Genomic DNA, 21,660 nt, shown 5'->3' with positions numbered 1-21,660 from the left:
GCTGAGTTCCGGAGCGGAGGTAAAGTATATATAGGCAGGGTTCCAGGCCCGGTTGGGATTACCGCCCGCGGGGTTGTTTCCGCCAGTAGTTTCTGGCGTCAGCACGGTCCACCATTCCCCGGTCGGCGGGAGCTTTTCGTCCCCGCCCGTAAAATATCCCCCCAGCGCCTCACCAGATAGTTGTGCTCATCCATCACCGAGTTCCACACAGCGATGTGCCCCATGCGCTGCTCATAGGAACCCCCATCGCGCACATCACCGATGTCAATCAGTGGCAAGCCATCACTGCCCAGCAACTCCTCGCGCGCAGGTTGACCGGCGTACCAGTAATCCCACTCGGCACTGCTCAGATGGTCGCGGCTGCGCGCCGGATTGCCGATGTAGTAACCCTGGCGCGCCATCACCGCGCCGGGCCAGCCGGACAACCACCAATTGAGGTATGCGTAGGCCGCATCCAGCACCGGGCCCTGGGCGTGGCGCGACAATGACAAACCACCGAACCAGGCGCGGTAGCCCTCGCGAGGTACCGCCAGACGGTATTTCACCCCGGCGCGATGCAGGCGCATCAACGTCGGCGACCACAGGCTCTGGATATCGATGCTCGGGCTGAGCATCAATTGCGCGGCCTCCTCGTCATCGGACCAGAACGCCGCAAAGTGACCTTCCCTCTGTTTGCGCACCAGAATATCGGCCAGCACATCGATCTCTTCGATGCTCATATTGCCGATGTCCTTGAAGCGCGCCAGCCCCGCGCCCTGCACCGCCAGCGCGGCATCCAGGGCACCGATGGCCGCATCGCTTTGCAGCGCAGTGCGCGCACGCCACGCGGGGTCCAGCAACCACCCCCAACTTTCGTTGTCGTGACGAAAACCTTCGGGCAGGCGCTCGGGGCGGTAGGCGAAACTGTCGGCGTTATGAGTCAAGGGCAGCATGCTGATTCGCTCAGTGACGGTGCTGCCGAGGCTGCCATCGTGCTGCACGAATAAGCGCTCGCTAGGCACGCTGCCGCTGCCCAACCGGTCGTTGGCGGACAGGCGCCCGCGCTTGGGCAGGTCGTTGATCTCATGCCACAACGCAATGCGCCGCGTATCGATGGGTTGGATCGCCCGGGCCGGCCATACGAAGTCGACGTTGTGGAACCACTGGTCGTACAGGTCGTAGCTGTCGGGCTGCATCACCGCGATGCGCTGGGCCTGCTCGACATCGTGCACCTGATACACCAGGCGAATGCCCAACTCCTGTTCCGCACGAACACGCAGGCATTCGAGCAAGGTCACTGAGGTGCCGAGGACGCGGAGTGTGATCATGCGGCGAACCGCTGGGAGAACACGTCAAAGGAACGCCGCAGCAGCGCGGGATCGAGTCCACGCAGGATAAACACCAGCCGCGATTGTCGGTCAGTGCCCGGCCAGGCGGGCAAATGCACCGGGGCATGCAAACAATGCTGCACACCATGAATGACGATGGGGGCGTTACTGGTGTTCACGTTGAGCAGTCCTTTGACACGAAGAATTCGTTCGCCGTGGCATCTTAACAGCATCGACAACCAAACCCCGAAGCCGACCCAATCCAACGGCTGGTCGAAGGTCAGGCTGCACACTTGCGCGGCGCCGTGGGTGGCGCTGGTACTGCGATGCAGCTGCCAGCGACTGACTTCCACTGTCGGTTCGGCACTGCGCAAACCTTCACCGAGCAACAGTTGATCACCGCAGTGGACGTCGCAGGTATTGAGGATCGGCGTACCGGCATTGAGCGCTTGCAGGTGCGCGCGCAGTGGGGCGCAGTCCTCCACCAAATCGGTCTTGCTCAACAGCAAGCGGTCCGCGGCGGCGACCTGGGCCAGCCATTCCGGATGCAGGCGCTCTTGCAGCGCGGCATGGCTGGCGTCGACCAAGGTGACCACCAGGCCGATGTGGAAGCGTCCGCGCAGTTGCACATCGTTGTTCAACGTGGCGAGGATTGGCGCCGGGTCGGCCAGGCCGGTGGTCTCCAGGATCACCCGTTTGAACGCCGGGATTTCGCCACGCTCACGGCGTTGCAACAGGCCGAGCAAGGCGTCTTTGAGTTCACCACGAATCGAGCAACACACGCAGCCACTGGGCAGCAGCACAGTATCCGGGGCGACTTCTTCCACCAGCAGATGGTCGATGCCGACGTCACCGAATTCATTGATCAGCAAAGCGGTATCGCCGAGGCTCTCGCCTTGCAGCAGGCGCTTGAGCAAGGTGGTTTTGCCGCTGCCGAGGAAACCGGTGATGACGTTGAGAGCAATGCTCATACGGCTGACTCCAAGTGATCCAACAGGCGCGGGTCCAGGGGGTCCAACGGGCGACCGAGCATGGTTTCGGCCGCTCGCCAGAGTTGATCCAGGCCACTCGCCAGTTCTTGCTTGCCGGTCGCGCCGAGCAGCAGATAAGAGGCACCCTGAAAGTCTTCGACCTTGAGCCGGAACACCGCCAGTACCTGATTGATTGCTGCGATGCGGCGCAGGCGTTCGCGGCGCCTGGGCAGCTCATCGCCCAGCGGGTCGCTCCAGTGCAGGTCTTCGCCGAGCAAACCGCAGAGTCCACACATGGCTACACCTCGCTCATGGCATGACATCGCCGGAGTTGGGGCCGAGGGTCTGGCCAACGAACAGGTTGCCACCCGGCTCGCTGGCCAGCAGCACGGCGGTAGGCGCCACTTCATCCGCCAGGCCGAACCGGCCGAGGGGCAATTCGGCGGCCTTGGCGCGCTTCCAGTCGTCGCTGATCCCGACGACCAATGGCGTTTCAATCGGCCCGGGAGCGATGGCATTGACCAACACGTTGTCCTTGGCGACTTCCAGCGCCAGGGACTTGGTGAAGCCGATCACCCCGGCCTTGGCCGCGGCATAATGGGTGAGTTCGGCGCCGCCCTTGATGCCCAGTTGCGAGGCCACGTTGATGATCCGCCCCCAACGCTGGGCGAGCATATGCGGCAAGGCACGCTGGCTAGCGACGAACACGCTGGTGAGGTCGACGCGCAGCATCTCGTTCCACATTTCGATAGTGAGGTCGACGCAGCGTGCCTGGGTGAGCATGCCGGCGTTATTGACCAAAATGTCGATGCCGCCGAAGTGCTCGACGCAGCGGTCGACACTGGCCTGGGCACCTTCGACAGTGCCCACATCGGCGAGGCACTCCACCACTTCGGCGCCGAGGTTGCGGCAGGTGATAGCGGTTTCGGCAAGGCTGACGGCGTTGCGGTCGGCCAGCAACAGGCACGCGCCTTCTGCCGCATAGGCACGGGCGATGGCGGCACCGATACCGCTGCCGGCGCCGGTGATCACGGCGCGGCGATTAGTCAGTTGGGGCATGTAAACAATCTCCCGAAAAAACACAGTTCCCACATTTTTGATCCAGTACAGTCAGTCAGGCCAGCGCACGGTCAAGCCACCGTCGATCACGATGCTCTGCCCGGTCAGGTAGCTCGATGCGTCACTGGTCAAGAACTGCACCAATGAAGCCACTTCATCCGCGCGCCCTACCCGCCCCAACGGAATCGCCCTCGCCGCCTTCGCCAAGCCTTCCGGTCCGAGGGAGTTCTTCGCATCCAGTGACTGCGGCGTCTCGATCAACCCCGGTATCACCGCATTGCAACGAATGCCCTTGGCCGCCAGCTCCACCGCCAGCGAACGACACAACCCCGGCACACCTGCCTTGGCCGCTGCGTAATGGCTGTGCTCTTGCCAGCCATACACGCCACCGGCAATCGACGAAATCGCCACCAACGCACCGCCCTCGGTCATATGCCGAGTCGCCGCGCGAAAGGTGCGCATCACCCCTGTCAGGTCGACATTGAGCATCTCGTCCCAGAGCGCATCGGTCATTTCCAGCAACGGCGCACGGCGCAGCAAACCGGCGTTGGCAACGGCGTAATCCAGGCGGCCGAAGTGCTGCACGGCTTGTTCGGCCAGTGCATCCACCGACGCGGTATCGCCCACATCCAGCGACAGCATCAGGCATTCGCCACCGGCTTCTTCCACCAAGGCCACCGTGGTCTGCGGGTCATGGGGATCGGCCGGGTAATACCCGCCGACGACCGCCACACCGCTGCCCGCATAGGCCACGGCGAGGGCTTGACCGATGCCGCTGGCGGCACCGGTAATCAAGGCAACTTTACGGCTCATCAAAAACTCCTTACTGAACAGTTTCCGGGCGCACGTGGCGTGCGGCAAACATCAGGGCACCGGACAAGAAGCACGGCAGCGCACCGAACCACAGTGCGGCGGTCTGCCAGTCACTGCCGGCGGACAACACCTGGGTCGCACCAAACCCTGCGACCACCGCGCCAATCGGACCCATGGCATGGATGATCGCGCCACCGGTGGCGCGGATGCTGGTAGGGAAACTTTCACTGATAAAGAACAGCGCCGCCGAGTACGGCCCAATCAGAAAGAACAGGCCCAAGCTGTACAGCCCGACCACCATCGGCATGTTGCTCGGGCCGAACAGCATCCCGGCAAACGACAGGCCGCCGAGCATCCAGCCCAGGCCGATCACGTTGCGGCGGCCAATCTTGTCGCCCATCCAGCCGTGACTGAGGTAGCCGCAGTAACCCACCAGGTTCGACAGCACCAGGATGATCAGCGAGTTCTCGAACGAGATGTGGTGCACGCTGACGATTACCGAGGTGCCCAACACGCTGAACACCTGGATCGCCGCCCAGTTGAGCAACAGCGCGGCGCCGATCACCAAGGTGGCACGACGGGCCGGGCCACGGAACGCGGCTTTGAGGCCGGCCTTGCTGTGTTCGTCGTAGTCGACGCCGTAGGTCACGGCGACATTTTGCGCTTCTTTCACCGCTCCGCTTTTACGCAGTTCGCTGATGCGCTGGTGGATCTGGAACTGCGGGCTCTCCTTGAGCTTGCGCGCCATGATCGCAATCACCACCGCCGGAATCGCGGCGAAGATGAAGCAGCCCTGCCAACCGATGATCGGCAGCAACAGCGCGGTCAAGCCCGCCGCGATCAACGCACCGACCGGCCAGCCACCCTGCACCAGGCTGTAGATAAAGCCGCGACGTTTGGTCAGCCGCGGATCTTCCGAGGCGCCATACAACTCGGTCAAATAGGTGGCGTTGACAGTTTCTTCGGCATAGCCCAGACCGCCCAACGAACGGATCAGAATCAGCGGCGACTTGCCCCACGCCCCGCCAATCGCGGTCAGCGCCGAGCACAGTGCGGAACCGGCCACAGTGAAGATAATCCCTTTGCGTCGCCCCAGTTTGTCGACGATCGGCCCGATGGCCAACGCGACAACCGCGGTACCCACTGCCACCCAGGTCGCGATTTCAGCTTGCTCCACTTCGCCCCAACCAAAGTGCCGGCCGATCTCGGGCAGCAAGGTGCCGAACAGGATGAAGTCATACACCGCAAACACCCAGGCAAAGAAGGCGATCCAGGTGGCGAAGCGTACTTCCTGGGACGTCAACTGCCGGGGTTTCCAACCAGTCAGGTCAAGCTTGTTGTAGATAGACATGAATCGCGCCTCGGAGAGTGAGTGGGTGTCAGGTACGCGGTTGGCGGCGGATAAAGTCGTCGGCGATTTCGTCGAAAGTGACGAAGCGCACGCCGGCATGGCTCTGGATGTGTTCGATCAGACGCTCAAGCATCAGCAGCACTTGCGGGCGGCCGGACACATCGGGGTGGATGGTCATGGTGAACACCGCGTAGTCGTGTTCGCGGTAGACCCAGTCGAATTGGTCGCGCCACATTTCCTCGAGGTGGCGCGGGTTGACGAATCCGTGACTGTTGGGGGCCTTTTTGATGAACATCATTGGCGGCAAATCGTCGAGGTACCAGTTGGCCGGAATCTCCACCAGATCGGTTTCTTCGCCGCGCACCAAGGGTTTCATCCAGGTGTCGGGATGCTGGCTGTAGTCGATCTTGGTCCAGCTGTCGCCCTTGCGCACGTAGTAGGGGTGGAAGTCGTTGTGCATCAGGCTATGGTCGTATTTGATGCCTTTTTTCAGCAGCAGCTCGTTGGTGACTTTGCTGAATTCCCACCACGGCGCGACGTAGCCAGTGGGGCGTTTGCCGGTGACCTGGGTGATCAGCTCGATGGATTTATCCAGCACGATTTCTTCTTGCTCGGCGGTCATGGCAATCGGGTTTTCGTGGCTGTAGCCGTGCACGCCGATTTCGTGACCGGCGTCGGCCACCGCCTTCATCTGTTCGGGAAAGGTTTCCATCGAGTGCCCAGGGATAAACCAGGTGGTGCGCAGGCCGTAACGCTCGAACAGCTTGAGCAAGCGCGGGGCGCCAATTTCGCCGGCGAACAGACCGCGGGAAATATCGTCGGGCGAATCCTCACCACCATACGAGCCCAGCCAGCCGGCCACGGCGTCCACGTCGACGCCGAAGGCGCACAGAATTTCTTTAGCCATCGTTGTTCTCCTGCAGTTTTATCAGTTCAGTCGTGGGTTTCAGGGCTGGCGCAACGCGGCTTCCACTGCCAGCGCCGCGCGCAACAATCGAAAGTCTTCGCCCGCAGGCGCGCTAATCAACATGCCGGTGGGCAAACCAAGCGCATCGCGGCCGCTCGGCAGTGACACACCCGGCAGATCCAGCAAACTGCCAGGCATGGTCAGGTGCAACGTAGCGAGATTGGTGTGCACGAAAAGCTCGTCATCGGCTTCCAGTGGCGACAGAGGCGGCGCTACATGGGATACGCTTGGTGTAATCAAAAACGCCCCATCCAGCTCATCGGTCATTTGTTGCTGCAGCCGGTTGCGCGAGCTGTGGAGGTTGATCAACTGGCTGGCGGGGAATGCACGTGCGGCTTCCAGGCGGCGTCGCACGCGGGGATCGAGTCGGGTGGCGGCATCGCTGTCGAGCAGAGGCTGATGCAGGGCGAAAGCCTCAGGGGCGCCAAGCCAGCCTTGCTGCTCGATAAGCTGAAGCGTCGCTTGAAAGGCTGGCGAAGGCCGCAGGTCAATCAGCGCACCGTGATCTTTCAATACGCTCAAGCAGTGCAGTAGGTTGTCACGTACCGCAGGTTCTACACGTGCATCATCAAGGACCGCCTGGTCGACCCAAAAACGCCGCCCTGCCAAACTGTGAGGGATGAGTGATGTCGACTTGCTGCGCCCGCAGAGGATGTCATCGATAGCCAAGGCATCACGCACGCTACGTGTCAGAGGCCCGACACTGTCGAGGGTATGCGCGAGCGGGAAGACGCCCTCGCGGCTGTAACGCCTGCAACTGCTGCGAAACCCCACCAGCCCATTGAAGGCCGCTGGAATTCGGATTGACCCAGCGGTGTCCGTGCCCATGGCAATCGGCACGATTCCCGCCGCGACGGCGACCGCTGAGCCCGAGGACGAACCGCCTGGAATGCGTGGTTGGTCGAGCCCGACTGGATTGTGCGGCGTTCCAAAATGGGGATTGAGTCCAAGTCCTGAGTAAGCGAACTCGCTAAGGTTTGTTTTCCCGACACTGACAATTCCAGCTTTCGCCAGTAGGCCTACGACATTAGCGTCAAGCAGCGCTGGCTTAATGTCGCGGCGCACGGCTGCGCCTGCGGTCGTTGGACTGCCTGCGACGTCGAACATGTCTTTCCAAGCAATGGGTACGCCGTCCAGTGCGCTTGCCGGCTGTCCGGCCTTCCAGCGCGCGGCCGATGAGTGGGCTTCGCGAAAGGCACGCGCCGAACAGAGAGAGATGAACACGTCATCGACTTCCACCACCCTGGCCAGCATTTCTTCCAACGCCTTGACCGGGTCGCTGCAGCCCGAGGCGAATGCATCCGCCATCGCCAATGCATCGGCTTCAAGCGGTAATTGAGGACTGGCGTAGGACATCTGACCCACCTAAAACGTATTTATTAATAAAATATACGTTTTACAGAGCAGATAGCGTGCCAGAATGAGTGCTGAAGGAATGTCAGGGCGGTCACCTGAGCAAGCAGCCTGCGGCTAGCCCACGGGTTAGACACCTTTCCAAGCGGGTGGATACTTCAATTTTGCGAAGCCTTCCATGCAGGATCAGCCAACAACACCAATAACGTATCAATTAGAAAATATCCGTTTTGGTGCAAATCAGTAACAACGGCCCAACGAACGCGCACAAATGACGTGGTCCACGGTGACAACAGACTTGTGCGAGAATCTTCCCCCGCCTTTCGAGAAGCGTATGAGATCGATGACCGCCGAGGATTACCGCACTGCATCGCGCTACGCCATGATCCGCCAGGTCCTGCGTGACGCCATCGTTAATGGAGAGGTGGCTCAAGGACTCGTCCTGCTCGAAGCACCTCTGGCCGACCTGTTCGGAACCAGCCGCGTACCGGTGCGCAAAGCGTTGGACCTGTTGCATAAGGAAGGCTTGATCAGTCGATTCGATGGCCGCGGTTATCTGGTCAACCCGAAGGGGGTTGAAGTGGAGCCACTACGGTTGGCCGTTACCCACAAGCAACTCGGCCTTGATAGCAGCGAAGAACTGGTCGATACCCGGCCGTTGGGCGAGCGGATGTTCGACGAGATTGGCTCGGCTTTATCGACCTGTATTGCTTTCGGGCACTATCGGCTCGACGAGCAAAAGGCCGCCGAGCATTACGGCGTCAGTCGGGCGGTGATACGCGAGGCATTGATGCGTCTGCGTGACCGCGGCCTGGTGGAAAAGGAACCTTACTCCCAGTGGCTGGCCGGCCCGCTCACCGCCAGGGAGGTCACCGAAGACTACGAGTTGCGCGCCTGCCTTGAACCTGAGGCGTTACGCCAGAGCGCACCAGGGCTTAGCCGGGAGTCCCTTGAAGCGATGCTGGCTCGGGTTAAAGAGGCACAGAGCAACCCACATTGCAGCCTGGCATGCATCGAGCAGCTTGAAGAAGATCTGCATTACCACTGCCTCGCCGGAATAAACAATCGCAAGATCGCTACATTGATCCGGCAGGCCCAGAGCCCGAGGATCATCAGTCGGATTTTTTACAGTCAGTTGGGCCTCGGCCCCGACGAAGCCATGCTGGCCGAGCACCGTCTGATTTTAGAGCTGCTATTGCATGGCGCATTCGACGCCGCAGCACTGAACCTCAAGGAACACCTCCACCGCGCCCGCCAACGCATGTTGCAACGGTTGAAAGTTCTGTCAGTGCTACCTGAGCAACAAGTGCCGGCGTATCTGACCAGACTGAGCTGAAGCAGGTTCGGCGTGGACCGCTTCATTTCCATGGCCTTTGCCACCTGCCACACCATCGGGTAGGACTCGCTACGGCTATGAAAGGGCCAACCGCAGAATCGCAGGCATCGTAGTCAATATCAAAATGATGGACATAGAGACGTTGAAGGCTAACGAATAGCTGGGGCGCGTTAGCACCTGGCGTAATGCAGCCCCACCCACTGCCCAGATTCCCACGCATAGCATCGACAGAGCCGCCAATAGAGCACCTGCTATGCATAGGTTCAGGACATGGTTTTCGACGGGTATATACGTTGCAGATGCGCTAATTGAAAGCGCCCACGCTTTCGGATTTATCCACTGAAATGCCGCACCCGCTAATAGCCCCATTGGAGGCCGGCTGTCTTGACCGATTTCCAGCGGGCCGCTGGTTGCAATTTTCCAGGCCAGCCAAAGGATATAGCCTGCGCCGACAACGCCTAGCGCTGTATGAAAACCTGGCGCCGCGTCAAATAGGGTACCTAGCCCCAGTCCAAGCAGCACGAACTGCAAGCTGACTCCAAGGGCGATACCACTGACCAAGGGCATCGTTCGCATCACGCCAACCTTCGCACCTGAGACCAACACCATGGCGTTATTAGGGCCCGGTGTAGCGGTCATCACGATGGCGAAAATCATGAATGGAATGAGGAGCGTGGGATCGGTCATGACAAGGATAAGCCTGGTTGAGAAGTGCGGAAATTTTATAGCGCAGCACACGCACAATGGTTGCATAATCACGAATAAATCCAGGACAAACACAACTAATGACCGAACTTGATCAAATTGACAGGAGAATATTGCGCGAGCTTTCGCGGGACGCCCGCCAGACCAATTTGAAGCTGGCCGAACGAGTCGGGCTGTCTGCCTCCGCCTGCCTGAGAAGGGTTCAAGAGCTAGAGCGATCTGGGGTCATCACAGGCTATAGGGCAGTCATCGATAGATCTCGCCTGGGAGCAGGGTTTGTGGCCTACGTGACCGTAGGACTCTCCAACCACACCAAGGACACTCTTCGGGCTTTTGAAAAAGCGATCTGCGCCTGTCCGGATGTGGTTGAGTTTCACACTGTCACCGGGACGTTTGAGTATCTTCTGCGTGTCGAACTGGCGGACATGAAGGCTTACAAGACATTCCACAGTGAGGTCTTGGGTACGCAGCCGCATGTTTCTTCGATTACGAGCTACATCGTAATGGACACGCCAAAGAACGACCGTGCCTAAGCTTGGAGAACCGCGGGCGGCCATACATGGAGCTTCGGCTCAAGCCGGATTGGAAACAGCCAGTTTGAGCCCAAACGCGACAAAAACACCGCCCGTGAGCAGGTCAAGTGCCTTCAGAGCCGCTGGGCGCTTCAGGAAATTGCTCAGCGGCACCGTCGCCACTATCAGAATGCCGAACCAGGCCAACGTCAACAGCACGTGTAACGCCGCAAGGAAGAAGGAGTAGCTGACCACGCTCGCGCCACTCGGGACAAACTGGGGGAGGAACGTGATGTAGAAGACACCTATCTTGGGGTTCAGCAGGTTCGTTAATAAACCGCGAATAAAGGCGTCACGCGAAGAGCCAGCCATGTTCTCGATCCCCTGCCCTTGCAGCGTTGTCCTGGGTCGCAGCAGCAGTTTTACACCCAGCCAGACGAGATAAGCGGCACCCACGATTTTCAGCGCAAGGTAAGCCCACTCCGAAGCTTGCAACAAGGCACCGAGCCCCAGTGACACCGCGGCTCCCCACACCAGGCACCCGAGCACGATACCGATAGAGGCCATCGCCGCCGAACGTCGACCGCCGGTCGCTGTAGCGCGAAGCACCATGGCTGTGTCCACGCCGGGGGTAACCGTGAGCACTGACGCAGCAGCGATGAAGGCAAGCAGCAGGGACAAGTCGCTCATTTGGATCTCCATGGCAGTCGGCAGCCGTACGGCTATCCACTCTAACTAGCTACTTCGGAACATGCTTGCAAAGTGATCCCGGTTTTCAGCGCCCTGTTTAAATTCAATGGCCTACGGCGGGAGGTGATGCCAACCTGCCTGTACATTTTTTGAGCGCCCGTTAAAACGCCCTGCCTACCTGGCATCGGCGTGGTTATCCACAGACATACTCACGGATTTCTTGGATAACTAAGCGGGGGCGTAGAGCTGCTCCTGCCGTAGCGAACCTATGAATTCGAATGCCCCGACATTTTCAATGAGTCAAAGAATGACGAATGAGCAACGGACTGGCAGTGTTCATACGGTTTACCAGAGCCGACATATCCCCATTAAGAAACTCGGTAAGCGTCTCGGCATCACATCTTGATATGCCAGATATGGACCTAACCTCAAATCAACCCTAGTGTCAGGGCTTTGAGGGTCGCAGCCGCACGGGTGGTACATTGAAGTTTACGGAACACGTTTTCCACATGGGTGCGGACCGTGCTCGGACTGATGCCTAGCTGACGCGCCACTTCCTTGTTGCTTCCTCCTGTGCTGATGCGCCGTAGAATTTCGGTTTCACGCTCGGAAAGCAGGCCACCGCTTGGCCTGCAGGCCGTCATCATCGTGTCCCCGCGCGCCGCCGCGATGACCGCCTGACAGGCTCGTCGGTCAAAGCGTCCCTGCTCCGCCTCGTCCAGCAACAAGCGGGCGGCATCGTCCTGACTGCAGGCCGAGCGCCACGGCCGCTCGCTCAGCAATGCTTGCCAAGCCAGGGCCGCGGCAAGCAAGCGATGTTCGCTTTGCAGCGCCTCACCGTTGAGACTGCGGAAGTAACCACTGCCATCCAGTCGCTCGTAGGCGTGGGCCGCAATCTGGCCCGACACTGCCAGCGCCGGTATCTGGCTACAGGCCCGCGACGTCCAGTAAGGCACCAACCGCACTTGCTCAAGATCGCCTTCCAATAACGCACCCGGGGTATTCCAGACTCGATTGGGCACCGCTGCGCGGCCAAGGCCATGGATCAGCGCCGCTTGGCCGAGATTGTCTACTGATGCCTCTGGCAGCCCCGAAAGCCTGGCGGCCTCCTGGACCAGCTCCGAAGAACGTCGCGAATACCCCGACAGCCACGGCAGCTTGAGATCGATCACATCGCCGACAAGGGTCAATGGCACCGATGGTGCGGTTTGCCGCGCAGCAGCAACATATGGCGTGCGCAGTTGAGCGAGCCAATCTTCGGCGTGTTGCAGCATTTCGGCGGCGAGCGCTGCTGGATAGCGTCGATCACTCTTGCTGGCGATCCACTGCAATGCCACCTCCAGACCGTGCCTGCGAGACAGGATCTCCAGATCACCGGCGAGCAACACTTGATAAACCACCTCCGGCACCAGCGGATGACGCAGGCCGGACGGCCTTCCCTCGCCGTCGTATTGCTCAAACACATGACGCAGCCCGTGTTCGACTTCGGGTCTCAAGCCCAATGTATGAGCGATATCACCGGACACCTCGCAATGAATCTGCGCCAGCGGCGTGGACCTGCGCATCGCTCGCTGGCCCGCCGCACTGAGTGTTTGCGTCAGCATCGCGTTGCGGCCCTCGACGTCATCGCCCAGCAGTCGGGTGAAGCCCTCCGCATTGGCAGTGCACCCTGACCAGCGCAGCAAGGCCACCTGGCGTCCGATCTCGGTGTGCTCGCCAGCGCCATTGCACACCTGCGCGAGCATCTGCACCAATCGGGCGGTGCGGCGCGACTGATCGAACGGCTGGCCCATGCTCAGGTCGCCCACCATGGACAACGCCAGGATGGCGTCTTCCAATTCGATACAGTCACCTGCTGACATGTCGTTTCCTCCGGGCAGCCGATTGAACATTGTTGATGGCCTCGGATAAATGACCGATACCTCAGCCGCCGAGTATCGCTGAAACTGCGCTCACCCCATACAGGAGATCGCATCATGTTCAAACCCAAGGCACTTGCCCTCACACTCGCCATGACCTGTTCACTGTTCGGCGGCGCGGTCCATGCCGCGGCGCAGCAACCTTCAGTCGTCATCGTCCATGGCGCTTTCGCCGACGGCTCCGACTGGGGCAAGGTCGTCCCGCTGCTGCAGGCGGAAGGCATCAAGGTCACCGTGGTACAAAATCCGTTGACCTCGCTGGCGGACGATGTCGCCGCCACGCAGCGAGTGCTGAACAACCAGGAGAACGACGTCGTATTGGTCGGCCACTCCTGGGGCGGCACCGTCATCAGCGAGGCTGGGACCGACAAGAAAGTGCGCAGCCTGGTGTACGTCGCCGCGTTCGCTCCGGATGCCGGTCAAGCCAGTAAAGACCTGGGCAAGGACTACCCTGCCCCGTCCGGCGTGAAAGACATCGCCGCCGACAAAAACGGTTTCCTGTACATGACCGCCGAGGGCATGGCCACCGGTTTTGCCCAGGATCTTTCCCCAGAGCAAACCGCGGTAATGGCGGCGACGCAAGGGCCGATCCGGGCCTCGGCCTTCGATGACAGAACCAGCGCCGCCGCCTGGAAAGGCAAGCCAACCTGGTACGTTGTGGCCAAGGAGGACCGGATGATCCAGCCTGATCTGCAACGCGCTTTTGCCAAGAAGATCGGTGCCAAGGTCACCGAAATCGAAGCCAGCCACGTGCCACAACAATCTCGCCCGGCAGATGTCGCAAAAGTCATCATCCAGGCGGTTCAGAAGAGCCAGTAACTCCAGGCCCCTTCTGCGCTGAGATCGAGGGAAGTGCTGCTGCGTCTGAATGGATTGCCACCGGTTTCAGGACAGGGTGGCCAGAAGCTCGGATGCAACGCCCTTCCCTCGCAGCAGCCATCGCATCAGGCGAGCAATACCCCACCGTCCAAGGAAACCCGCTCATGCCTATGAATTCCGAGCTGAAAAAGCGCCATTTCGATTTTATCGTCTGTGGGGCGGGGACCGCCGGTTCCGTCGTGGCCGGACGGCTGGCCGAGAATCCCGAGGTCGAGGTATTGCTCATCGAGGCCGGAGGCAGCGATGACCACCCCCACGTGCTGGAGCCGGGGAACTGGCCGCTGAACCTTGGTACCGAGCGCGATTGGAATTTTGTGGGTGCCGCAAACCCTCATCTCAACGACAGGAAAATCCCGCTGAACATGGGCCGCGGATTGGGCGGCGGGTCCAGCGTCAATGTCATGTTGTGGGCCCGCGGCCATAAAAACGACTGGGAAGATTTCGCGGCGCAAAGTGGTGAGCCTGCATGGAACTACGCGTCGGTCCTGAAGATTTATCAACGCGTGGAAGACTATCAGGGCACCTGCGATTCCGTTCGTCGCGGCAAGGGCGGGCCGGTTCATGTCGCACCTGTACAAAACGCCCAACCGATTGCGAACGCCATGATCAGTGCGGCTGCCGGAATGGGTATACCTGTTTTTGACAACCCGAACGGCGCCATGATGGAAGGCCGCGGAGGTGCGGCGCTGAACGACCTCATCGTCAAGGATGGCCGGCGTAATTCCATCTACCGCGCCTACGTCGCTCCGCGCTGTGGCCAGCCCAACCTCACGGTCCTGACTGATACGCTTGTCAGTCGCATGGTATTCATGGACCAACGCGTCATCGGCGTGCAAACCATAAACAATGGGCAGACCGAGTGTTTTTACGCCAATCACGAAGTCATTCTTTCGCTGGGGGCGGTCAACACGCCCAAGGTCCTGATGCAATCGGGAGTGGGGCCGGAGGAAGAACTGCAGCGCCACGGCATTCCGGTCGTCCAGCATCTCCCCGGCGTTGGCGCCAATCATCAAGATCACGTGTCCTTTGCGGTTATTTTCGAATACGCGACCCCACAACCGGTGGGGTATGGCGGCTCGGAGGCGACGCTCTACTGGAGCAGCGAAAGTGCTTTGCATCTCCCGGACATGTTCCACTGCCAGGTCGAATTTCCAGTGCCCAGCGCAGAGACCGCGTCACTCGGCGTTCCTGCACATGGCTGGACAATGTTCGCTGGCCTTGCCCACCCGGAAAGTCGCGGACAGATCAAGCTCAGCGGCCCGAATGTGACTGATGGCCCCATCATTCAACCCAACACGCTGTCGCATCCCACCGATCGGCGCAACGCGCTGGAAAACATCCGTTTTGTCCAGGAACTGGGCGCGCAGGCCCCCTTCAAGGGCTTGGTAAAAAGTGAAAGCCTGCCTGGAAAACTGAACACCCAATCGCTCGAACACTACGCGCGCAACGCTGCCGTTACCTACTGGCACCAATGCGGTACGGCAAAAATGGGCCAGGACGCGATGTCCGTGGTCGATGGTCAACTGCGCGTCTACGGAATCCAGGGCCTGCGCATTGCCGATGCGTCCATCATGCCGCATGTCACGAGCGGCAATACGATGGCCCCGTGCGTCGTGATCGGCGAGCGGGCCGTGGAGGCTATACGGGCCACTTACAATCTGTGAGCTTCATACAGGCGCCCGAAGTCTCTCGTTGCCAATCAGGTTGGCACGGGCCAAGTCGGTAAATGCCTTGAGCGCTGCCGAAGGGTTGCGTCGGTTCGGGTAATACAAGCACAAGTTGTCTCGCGCTGGCGTCCAATCCTCCAACACTCGCTCAAACTCTCCGTTGTCGATTTCGGCTTGAACGTCCTGTTCCATGAAAAAACCGAGGGCCACGGCTGCCCCGACTACCGCCTTGGCAAGGCCAGGCTCGTCCAGCGTGAATTGCCCGTTCACATCCAGCCTGATGACCTCCCCGTCGCGTTCCAGATGCCACGGATAAATGGCACCGTTGGGTAGGCGGATCCGTAAGCAGTGATGAGTGAGTAGATCGGCTGGAGTCCGAGGCTGGCCGTGCACCTCGAAGTACGCTGGCGAGCCCACGATGGCGTAACGTTGCGGTCGACCCAGCGGGACGACAATCATGTCGCTGGGTACCAGATTGGCAGACCGCACGCCGAGGTCGAAGCCGTCAGCAACGATATCCACCAGACGCCCTTCGGTCACCAGATCGATGTGCACCTTTGGGTAACGCCGCGAAAACTCCAGGATCAGCGGCATCAGGGTCGTACGCGCAGCGCTTGCAAACGCATTGATGCGCAAGACTCCCGAAGGTCCGACATTGTGCGAGCGCACCGCCTCGAGCGCCGCGCGAACATCCTGCAGTGCCGGCCCGACTTGCTCCATGTACATCCTGCCGGCCTCGGTGAGCGACACGCTGCGTGTGGTGCGATTGAACAGCCGCGTTTCAAGGTTCGACTCCACCTTGGCGATGGTATTGCTCAACGCAGTCGTCGAAACACTCAAGTCGATAGCGGCTTGTCGAAACGAGGCCCGCCGCGCCACCGCCGTCACCGCCTCCAACTCGTTGAGCCCTACACGAAGATCCGGCATTTGATTGTCCTGCTTATCGGGATTGGCCATTACGTTTATACCAGTTGAGCAAACTATCCCGTGGGCGGCAAGATCGCTGGGTGTCATCAATTCACCTTCAGAGATGGAGATTACGCCATGAATCTTGATTTGAAAGACAAGCGCATTCTGGTTACCGGCGGCACCAAGGGCGTCGGCAAAGCGGTTGTTGAGCTGCTGCTCGACGAAGGCGCAAAAGTGCTGACCTCGGCTCGCCAGGCAAACATCGAGATGCCGCCAGACGTGTGCGTTCCGGCTGACTTATCGACCCGGGAGGGTTGTGAGACGTTGGTGGCCGCGACCAAGCGAATATTGGGAGACGTCGACATCATCATCCACGTACTGGGTGGCTCATCGGCACCGGGTGGCGGCTTTGCTGCACTGGACGAGGAACACTGGCAACGCGAGCTCGATCTGAACCTGTTTCCAGCCGTACGTATCGATCGTGCCTTGCTGCCGAGCATGCTCGAACGAAACGAGGGCGTCATCATTCACGTGACTTCCATTCAGAGTCGGCTGCCGCTGCCTGAAGCAACGACCGCTTACGCGGCTGCCAAGGCTGCGCTTTCGACTTACAGCAAAAGCCTGTCGAAGGAGGTCTCGCCAAAAGGCGTACGTGTTGTCCGAGTATCGCCAGGGTGGGTTGAAACCGAGGCGTCGGTCGCCTTGGCCGAGCGCCTGGCGAAAGAAGCAGGGACCGACTACGAAGGCGGCAAGCAGATGATCATGAATGCGTTAGGCGGTATTCCACTCGGCCGGCCCTCGAAACCTGCAGAAGTGGCAAACCTCATCGCCTTTCTGGCTTCGCCTCGCGCGGCATCCATCACGGGCAGCGAGTTTGTCATTGATGGCGGCACCATTCCAACGGCTTCATAAGAGGTGTGGGACGTTAACGCTCCTTGAACACTCCAGCACTGAGTTTTAGGCCGTGCTTGAGGACGTCGTAAACCGAACTTGACGCCTGACATGTTCCTGTCAGCCTCCGGTCACTCTGACGTCAGATCCTTCCCCCTAAAGTACCCCAATGACTGCCCCTACGGTGCCAGCGCTACAGGCACCAAGGACACATCGCTTTAGCTGGACCTCTTGCCATCAGCCAGAAGGAGAAACGCAATGAGCCATTCTGATGCGCACGTCAGTGCTCTTGATCCATTCACTTGGCAATCGACGCTCGACAGCAATCTGAACAGAAAAGGCCTGTTGCTCCGTCTGTTCGCCGAACAGCGATTCATGGCCGCGCAGGTGCGAGCCTGCAAGCTGGATTACAGGGACTATCTGCTTTCGCTGATTGATCCGGCATCGACGGTGAACGATGGCACTCGGCACTCATCAAGCGTCGATGGCCATCGAATGCGGAGCGTCATCACCGAAGCGGCAAAGAAAGCTCATTGGGGCAAGCCCCCAAGACATGGTCGGGCGCAAGGCATCGCTGCCCACTATGACGCGCAGACCTGCATGGCGGTCGTTCTCGATATCGAGGTGAGCGACGAAGGCCGCTTGATCATTCATGACGCGGTCGTTGTCGCGGACTTGGGCTTCTTGAAAAATCCTGGCCGCGTGCGCTCGCAGCTCGAAGGCGCTTGCCTGATAGGGATAGCGTTTGTGACATCCTGCGATTTTGATCCGACCATCGGAGATACCCGGCCTAAACCTGCCTATCGCACCCGTTGGCCACTCGTCTCATGGCTGCCAGGACAGATCGCCGTGCACCTGATCAATCCCACCGGGGCTCCCGAAGCCGGCCAGCCCAGCCAGACCAGTTACGCACCTGTCGCCCGGGCCTTGTGCAATGCGATTGCCGCACGACAGTCGCCACAGCAAGCCAGCTAAATCAAAGCTTCCAGATCAGATGAGGTTCTGCGCCATGCCTTTAAGATCCAATGTTTCTTTCAACAGCCGCGGGCAACGCGGCGCGGACCTGTTCGTAGAAGTGCTTCGCAGCGAAGGTGTACGCTACGTCTTCGGCAATCCGGGAACAACCGAACTGGCTTTGCTCGACGCCCTCTCAGGCGCCTCAGACATCCAATACATCCTCGGCCTCCAGGAGGCCTCAGTCGTAGCGATGGCCGACGGTTATGCGCAGGCATCCGGGTGCCCCGGCTTCGTCAACCTCCATACGGCCGGTGGACTCGGCAATGCAATGGGCGCCATTCTCAACGCAAAGATGGCGAATACACCGCTTGTTGTCACGGCGGGTCAACAAGACACGCGACATGGCGTGACCGACCCGCTGCTCCACGGAGACCTCGTCGCGCTCGCCAGACCGAGCTTCAAATGGGCGGAGGAAATTCATCATCCCGAACACATCCCTATGCTGCTGCGTCGTGCGTTTCAGGACTGTCGCACGGGGCCGGCCGGCCCGGTTTTCCTTTCCCTGCCGATTAACGTGATGGAGCAACACACGGATGTAACGGCCGGCCCGCCATCGCGAATCGAGCGCGGCGCCGTGACCGGGGCGATTGAGGAATTGGCCGTTGCCTTAGCGACAATTGCCCCCGGTCGTCTGGCGATTATCGTTGGAGAAGAAGTGATCCAGTCGAGCGCAGAAGTTGAAGCCGTGATGCTCGCCGAAGCACTCGGCGCGCCGGTCTACGGTCCATCCTGGCCCGGGCATATTCCGTTCCCGACGGCTCATCCGCAGTGGCGGGGAACGCTGCCTGCAAAGGCTTGCGATACCAGGGAGACGTTCTCTGACTTCGACGCGGTCTTCCTGCTCGGCGGCCATTCGTTGATCAGCTATCAATATTCCCAGGGCCCTGCTATTCCGCCTCACTGTCGCCTTATCCAATTGACCGGCGATGGACACCAACTAGGCAGAGTCCACGAGACAGCGCTAGGGCTGATCGGGGATTTAAGACTCTCCTTGCAAACGCTGTTGCCGATACTGGACAAGAAATTGGCCCCACACAGCGAGGCAATCGCGACGCTGCGAAACATCGCTGGCCAAGAACGCGATACACGTCGTGCCGACGTCGCCGCTCGCGTCAGTCGCGAATTCAACACTCCGGTGACAACGCCTTTCGTGGCTGCCCACGAGGCTATCCGGGCAATCGGGCCGGACGTCTGGATCGTCGACGAAGCACCTGCCACGATTCCTCATGTCCGTGCCTGCCTGGATTCCCATTCGGCCCGCCAGTATCTTTTTACCCGCAGCGCCATCCTGGGCTGGGGCATGCCGGCGGCTGTCGGTACATCGCTTGGCCTGGACCGCAGCCCGGTAGTCTGTCTGGTCGGTGATGGCTCGGCAATGTACTCACCGCAAGCACTCTGGACGGCGGCGCATGAACGGCTGCCGGTCACGTTCGTTGTCATGAACAACAGCGAATACAACATTTTGAAGAACTACGCTCGTAGCCAGGCGCACTATCTAAGTGCAAGCACTGACCAGTTCATCGGCATGGACCTTTGCGACCCGGCGATCGATTTCCTGGCCCTCGCCTCTTCCCTGGGAATCCCTTCCCGCAGGATCGAGCGCGCCGGCGATATTGCGGGAGCTGTCGAAGAAGGTATTCGCTCAGGCTGCCCGAATCTCATTGAACTACCGATCATGCCCTGAAGGAATGGGCGCACCTTGTCCCTGCCCTGCCTATACGGGATTGTAGGCGGGCGATGGCAGCTGGGAACCGAGACCAAATGTCAGGCGCCCTACTCAGCCGCCGCCAACACTTCACGAAGGACATTGGATTGCCACCGAAAATAAGGGTTGTAGGTCAGCCGCGCATGGATTTTCCCTGGCTCGCTGTAGCCCCAATCCGAATACCAGACCTCTTCGCCCGCCTCGCACCGGGCCACTTCATCGGCGTTGCGGCTGTTGCGGCAGAACCGCAAGGAGCCTGAGCGACCGTAGAGCGGGTTCGTTGGCGAGAACAGGATGCCCATGTGGGAGAACTGGCTGATTCGTTCATCGGCGATGCGGTCGGTACGCGCCAGGATGCGCGGGTCAGAGGCCGCCCCGCCGCTTCCGGCCGGCTCCGCCTGGCCATACCAGATCAACCGGCTGGCGGCATGGGTAAATCGGTGTTTGAACAGCTCCCGCACGTAGCGCACGTCGACCACTGAGTCCTGTTCGGTCAGGACAATGACGACGGGACGGTCAAAGTCTTCGTGTTCGATGAGCCGGCGTACCGCGACGCTGCTGCGGTAGAACTGGGCGAAGCCGTTGGTGGGAACGTTGTGGTAGCGCACCGCCGATTGTTGTGGCCGGGAATTGTCGGGGGCCAGTATCCAGGTTTTGAAATGCGCCAGCCAAGGCGTGGCCCAGTCGTAGGATTCACTCGATCGAAAGGCCGGGGAAAACAGCAAGAGGCCCCTGATGCTTGGATCTTTGACGGAGTAAGCCAGCGCCAGATTGGCGCCAGTTGAGAAACCGCCCAGGTAGACGTCTGGAAATTCCTTGTGCAGCAGCGCGACTTGCTCTTCGACCAACTGCTGCCATTGTTCCAGTTGCACCTCGATCAAGTCAGCCGGCTGGGTGCCGTGCCCCGGCAACAACGCAACACGCACCACGAAGCCTTGTGCAGCGAGGTCCTGGGCGATGTCGACGAACGACCAAGGTGAATCCCCCAGACCATGCAGCAAGAGAATGGCTTTGCTGGAGGGCGCATCGGGACGCACTTCGTAGGGCGCATTCCAGGCCAGTTCGTCACTGCGGTTGGCGGTCTGGAACACCCGCCGCTCCTCGATCAATGCCCGTGACGCCTGCGTGTAGTCTTGAAACGTCGCAGGCTCCGTCCGGGCGTCGGCAGCGCTGGGTTGCCGGGCACACCCTGCCATCAGCGCCAGGCACGCCACGGTGGCGGCGACGCCCAACATGAGCGGACGCCACGACGGAAAAGCATTGCTGATCTTTGCTGACCCCTTCAACGGTCACTCCCCGCTTCGCTGCCCAAACCGTTCGCCTCGTCACGTTCATTACCTGGCGAGAGAGCGCCATGGATGCGTTTGTACAACCACTGCGCGTCATCGTCCACGGGCCATCACGTTGAGCGCAAGCCCATCCGTGTCGCCTATCGTAAGTCATTGCCGGTGATTCGGGCTTGCCGAACGGTCGTATCCGAGAGTGCCATAGCGAGCTCCTGAACAGATGCTCGTCTCGCTATCCAAGCTGCTCCAGCAAAAAACCGATTCAGTGCTCATCCAAATTCAAGTCCTCATTCGGGACTTAAATCGGGACTTAAAAGCACTGG

Annotated in this window: 20 protein-coding genes; 7 read left to right on the top strand and 13 right to left on the bottom strand. The window is 60.1% G+C overall.

Annotation, left to right across the window (positions count from 1 at the left end):
- Positions 1–98: 98 nt before the first annotated feature.
- Genes HU749_RS12510 through HU749_RS12475 form a run of 8 tightly spaced genes read right to left on the bottom strand, consistent with a single transcriptional unit; the run spans position 99 to position 7,824 of the window.
- Positions 99–1,307 carry an ABC transporter substrate-binding protein gene (locus HU749_RS12510; RefSeq protein ID WP_079302838.1) on the bottom strand — a complete coding sequence of 403 codons (1,209 nt, stop codon included), beginning with the start codon at positions 1,305–1,307 and terminating at the stop codon, positions 99–101.
- Positions 1,304–2,278: a CobW family GTP-binding protein gene (locus tag HU749_RS12505; RefSeq protein ID WP_079302839.1), complete on the bottom strand. Its 975-nt coding sequence runs from the start codon at positions 2,276–2,278 to the stop codon at positions 1,304–1,306. The genes HU749_RS12510 and HU749_RS12505 overlap by 4 nt, the downstream gene beginning before the upstream one ends.
- Positions 2,275–2,574, bottom strand: a complete 300-nt coding sequence (locus tag HU749_RS12500; RefSeq protein WP_079302840.1) for a hypothetical protein — start codon at positions 2,572–2,574, stop codon at positions 2,275–2,277. Before HU749_RS12500 ends, HU749_RS12505 begins: the two co-directional genes overlap by 4 nt.
- A gap of 13 nt (positions 2,575–2,587) precedes the next feature.
- Positions 2,588–3,337, bottom strand: coding sequence for an SDR family NAD(P)-dependent oxidoreductase (locus tag HU749_RS12495; RefSeq protein WP_046061779.1), 750 nt, complete (start codon positions 3,335–3,337; stop codon positions 2,588–2,590).
- Positions 3,338–3,388: 51 nt separating this feature from the next.
- Complete coding sequence (locus HU749_RS12490) at positions 3,389–4,150, bottom strand: SDR family NAD(P)-dependent oxidoreductase (protein WP_046061780.1); 762 nt, start codon at positions 4,148–4,150, stop codon at positions 3,389–3,391.
- Between the two features lie 10 nt (positions 4,151–4,160).
- The gene (locus HU749_RS12485) at positions 4,161–5,501 is read right to left on the bottom strand and encodes an MFS transporter (RefSeq protein ID WP_046061781.1); all 1,341 of its coding nucleotides are present in this window, start codon (positions 5,499–5,501) and stop codon (positions 4,161–4,163) included.
- Between the two features lie 28 nt (positions 5,502–5,529).
- Entirely contained in the window at positions 5,530–6,408 is an 879-nt protein-coding gene (locus HU749_RS12480; RefSeq protein WP_046061782.1) for a polysaccharide deacetylase family protein, read from the bottom strand.
- A gap of 39 nt (positions 6,409–6,447) precedes the next feature.
- A complete protein-coding gene (locus tag HU749_RS12475; RefSeq protein WP_186651954.1) occupies positions 6,448–7,824 on the bottom strand; it encodes an amidase in 1,377 nt (458 codons plus the stop codon).
- 340 nt (positions 7,825–8,164) lie between these two features.
- Here HU749_RS12475 and HU749_RS12470 point away from each other — a divergent pair, with 340 nt between their 5' ends.
- Positions 8,165–9,157, top strand: a complete 993-nt coding sequence (locus HU749_RS12470) for a GntR family transcriptional regulator (protein ID WP_437127842.1) — start codon at positions 8,165–8,167, stop codon at positions 9,155–9,157.
- Between the two features lie 75 nt (positions 9,158–9,232).
- Here the strand turns inward: HU749_RS12470 and HU749_RS12465 are convergent, their stop codons facing one another.
- On the bottom strand, positions 9,233–9,844 hold the full coding sequence (locus HU749_RS12465; protein WP_052719926.1) for a LysE family translocator: 612 nt from the start codon (positions 9,842–9,844) through the stop codon (positions 9,233–9,235).
- Positions 9,845–9,942: 98 nt separating this feature from the next.
- On the opposite strand from HU749_RS12465, the gene HU749_RS12460 reads away from it, so the two are divergent.
- On the top strand, positions 9,943–10,395 hold the full coding sequence (locus tag HU749_RS12460) for an Lrp/AsnC family transcriptional regulator (protein ID WP_024616693.1): 453 nt from the start codon (positions 9,943–9,945) through the stop codon (positions 10,393–10,395).
- A gap of 39 nt (positions 10,396–10,434) precedes the next feature.
- Here the strand turns inward: HU749_RS12460 and HU749_RS12455 are convergent, their stop codons facing one another.
- Together HU749_RS12455 and HU749_RS12450 are read right to left on the bottom strand one after the other, a co-directional pair.
- A complete protein-coding gene (locus tag HU749_RS12455; RefSeq protein WP_186651956.1) occupies positions 10,435–11,064 on the bottom strand; it encodes a LysE family translocator in 630 nt (209 codons plus the stop codon).
- Positions 11,065–11,492: 428 nt separating this feature from the next.
- Complete coding sequence (locus tag HU749_RS12450) at positions 11,493–12,926, bottom strand: HD domain-containing phosphohydrolase (protein WP_095962665.1); 1,434 nt, start codon at positions 12,924–12,926, stop codon at positions 11,493–11,495.
- A 114-nt stretch (positions 12,927–13,040) separates the two neighbouring features.
- Between HU749_RS12450 and HU749_RS12445 the strand changes: the two genes are divergently transcribed.
- Together HU749_RS12445 and HU749_RS12440 are read left to right on the top strand one after the other, a co-directional pair.
- Positions 13,041–13,802, top strand: coding sequence for an alpha/beta hydrolase (locus HU749_RS12445; RefSeq protein ID WP_046061786.1), 762 nt, complete (start codon positions 13,041–13,043; stop codon positions 13,800–13,802).
- Positions 13,803–13,966: 164 nt separating this feature from the next.
- Positions 13,967–15,526 (top strand): GMC family oxidoreductase, encoded by a 1,560-nt coding sequence (locus HU749_RS12440; RefSeq protein ID WP_079302842.1) that lies wholly within the window; start codon positions 13,967–13,969, stop codon positions 15,524–15,526.
- Between the two features lie 3 nt (positions 15,527–15,529).
- Here the strand turns inward: HU749_RS12440 and HU749_RS12435 are convergent, their stop codons facing one another.
- Positions 15,530–16,456, bottom strand: a complete 927-nt coding sequence (locus tag HU749_RS12435; RefSeq protein WP_046062099.1) for a LysR substrate-binding domain-containing protein — start codon at positions 16,454–16,456, stop codon at positions 15,530–15,532.
- A gap of 117 nt (positions 16,457–16,573) precedes the next feature.
- Between HU749_RS12435 and HU749_RS12430 the strand changes: the two genes are divergently transcribed.
- The 3 genes from HU749_RS12430 (at position 16,574) to HU749_RS12420 (ending at position 20,030) form a co-directional block, all read left to right on the top strand.
- Positions 16,574–17,350 (top strand): SDR family oxidoreductase, encoded by a 777-nt coding sequence (locus HU749_RS12430; RefSeq protein WP_186651958.1) that lies wholly within the window; start codon positions 16,574–16,576, stop codon positions 17,348–17,350.
- Between the two features lie 237 nt (positions 17,351–17,587).
- On the top strand, positions 17,588–18,304 hold the full coding sequence (locus HU749_RS12425; protein WP_186651960.1) for a hypothetical protein: 717 nt from the start codon (positions 17,588–17,590) through the stop codon (positions 18,302–18,304).
- A 34-nt stretch (positions 18,305–18,338) separates the two neighbouring features.
- Complete coding sequence (locus HU749_RS12420; protein WP_186651962.1) at positions 18,339–20,030, top strand: thiamine pyrophosphate-binding protein; 1,692 nt, start codon at positions 18,339–18,341, stop codon at positions 20,028–20,030.
- 89 nt (positions 20,031–20,119) lie between these two features.
- Here the strand turns inward: HU749_RS12420 and HU749_RS12415 are convergent, their stop codons facing one another.
- Positions 20,120–21,247, bottom strand: a complete 1,128-nt coding sequence (locus HU749_RS12415; RefSeq protein WP_202888919.1) for an alpha/beta hydrolase — start codon at positions 21,245–21,247, stop codon at positions 20,120–20,122.
- Positions 21,248–21,660: the final 413 nt, after the last annotated feature.

This window comes from Pseudomonas ogarae, from assembly GCF_014268695.2.
Lineage (GTDB): Bacteria > Pseudomonadota > Gammaproteobacteria > Pseudomonadales > Pseudomonadaceae > Aquipseudomonas > Aquipseudomonas kilonensis.
Note: the sequence above shows the minus strand (reverse complement) of the source record. Positions and strands in the feature narration are given on the sequence as shown.

Coding starts and splice junctions, on each gene's coding strand:
- HU749_RS12510 (WP_079302838.1), bottom strand. CDS start 1,307: ATGATCACACTCCGCGTCCTCGGCACCTCAGTGACCTTGCTCGAATGC.
- HU749_RS12505 (WP_079302839.1), bottom strand. CDS start 2,278: ATGAGCATTGCTCTCAACGTCATCACCGGTTTCCTCGGCAGCGGCAAA.
- HU749_RS12500 (WP_079302840.1), bottom strand. CDS start 2,574: ATGTGTGGACTCTGCGGTTTGCTCGGCGAAGACCTGCACTGGAGCGAC.
- HU749_RS12495 (WP_046061779.1), bottom strand. CDS start 3,337: ATGCCCCAACTGACTAATCGCCGCGCCGTGATCACCGGCGCCGGCAGC.
- HU749_RS12490 (WP_046061780.1), bottom strand. CDS start 4,150: ATGAGCCGTAAAGTTGCCTTGATTACCGGTGCCGCCAGCGGCATCGGT.
- HU749_RS12485 (WP_046061781.1), bottom strand. CDS start 5,501: ATGTCTATCTACAACAAGCTTGACCTGACTGGTTGGAAACCCCGGCAG.
- HU749_RS12480 (WP_046061782.1), bottom strand. CDS start 6,408: ATGGCTAAAGAAATTCTGTGCGCCTTCGGCGTCGACGTGGACGCCGTG.
- HU749_RS12475 (WP_186651954.1), bottom strand. CDS start 7,824: ATGTCCTACGCCAGTCCTCAATTACCGCTTGAAGCCGATGCATTGGCG.
- HU749_RS12470 (WP_437127842.1), top strand. CDS start 8,165: ATGACCGCCGAGGATTACCGCACTGCATCGCGCTACGCCATGATCCGC.
- HU749_RS12465 (WP_052719926.1), bottom strand. CDS start 9,844: ATGACCGATCCCACGCTCCTCATTCCATTCATGATTTTCGCCATCGTG.
- HU749_RS12460 (WP_024616693.1), top strand. CDS start 9,943: ATGACCGAACTTGATCAAATTGACAGGAGAATATTGCGCGAGCTTTCG.
- HU749_RS12455 (WP_186651956.1), bottom strand. CDS start 11,064: ATGAGCGACTTGTCCCTGCTGCTTGCCTTCATCGCTGCTGCGTCAGTG.
- HU749_RS12450 (WP_095962665.1), bottom strand. CDS start 12,926: ATGTCAGCAGGTGACTGTATCGAATTGGAAGACGCCATCCTGGCGTTG.
- HU749_RS12445 (WP_046061786.1), top strand. CDS start 13,041: ATGTTCAAACCCAAGGCACTTGCCCTCACACTCGCCATGACCTGTTCA.
- HU749_RS12440 (WP_079302842.1), top strand. CDS start 13,967: ATGCCTATGAATTCCGAGCTGAAAAAGCGCCATTTCGATTTTATCGTC.
- HU749_RS12435 (WP_046062099.1), bottom strand. CDS start 16,456: ATGCCGGATCTTCGTGTAGGGCTCAACGAGTTGGAGGCGGTGACGGCG.
- HU749_RS12430 (WP_186651958.1), top strand. CDS start 16,574: ATGAATCTTGATTTGAAAGACAAGCGCATTCTGGTTACCGGCGGCACC.
- HU749_RS12425 (WP_186651960.1), top strand. CDS start 17,588: ATGAGCCATTCTGATGCGCACGTCAGTGCTCTTGATCCATTCACTTGG.
- HU749_RS12420 (WP_186651962.1), top strand. CDS start 18,339: ATGCCTTTAAGATCCAATGTTTCTTTCAACAGCCGCGGGCAACGCGGC.
- HU749_RS12415 (WP_202888919.1), bottom strand. CDS start 21,247: ATGGCAGGGTGTGCCCGGCAACCCAGCGCTGCCGACGCCCGGACGGAG.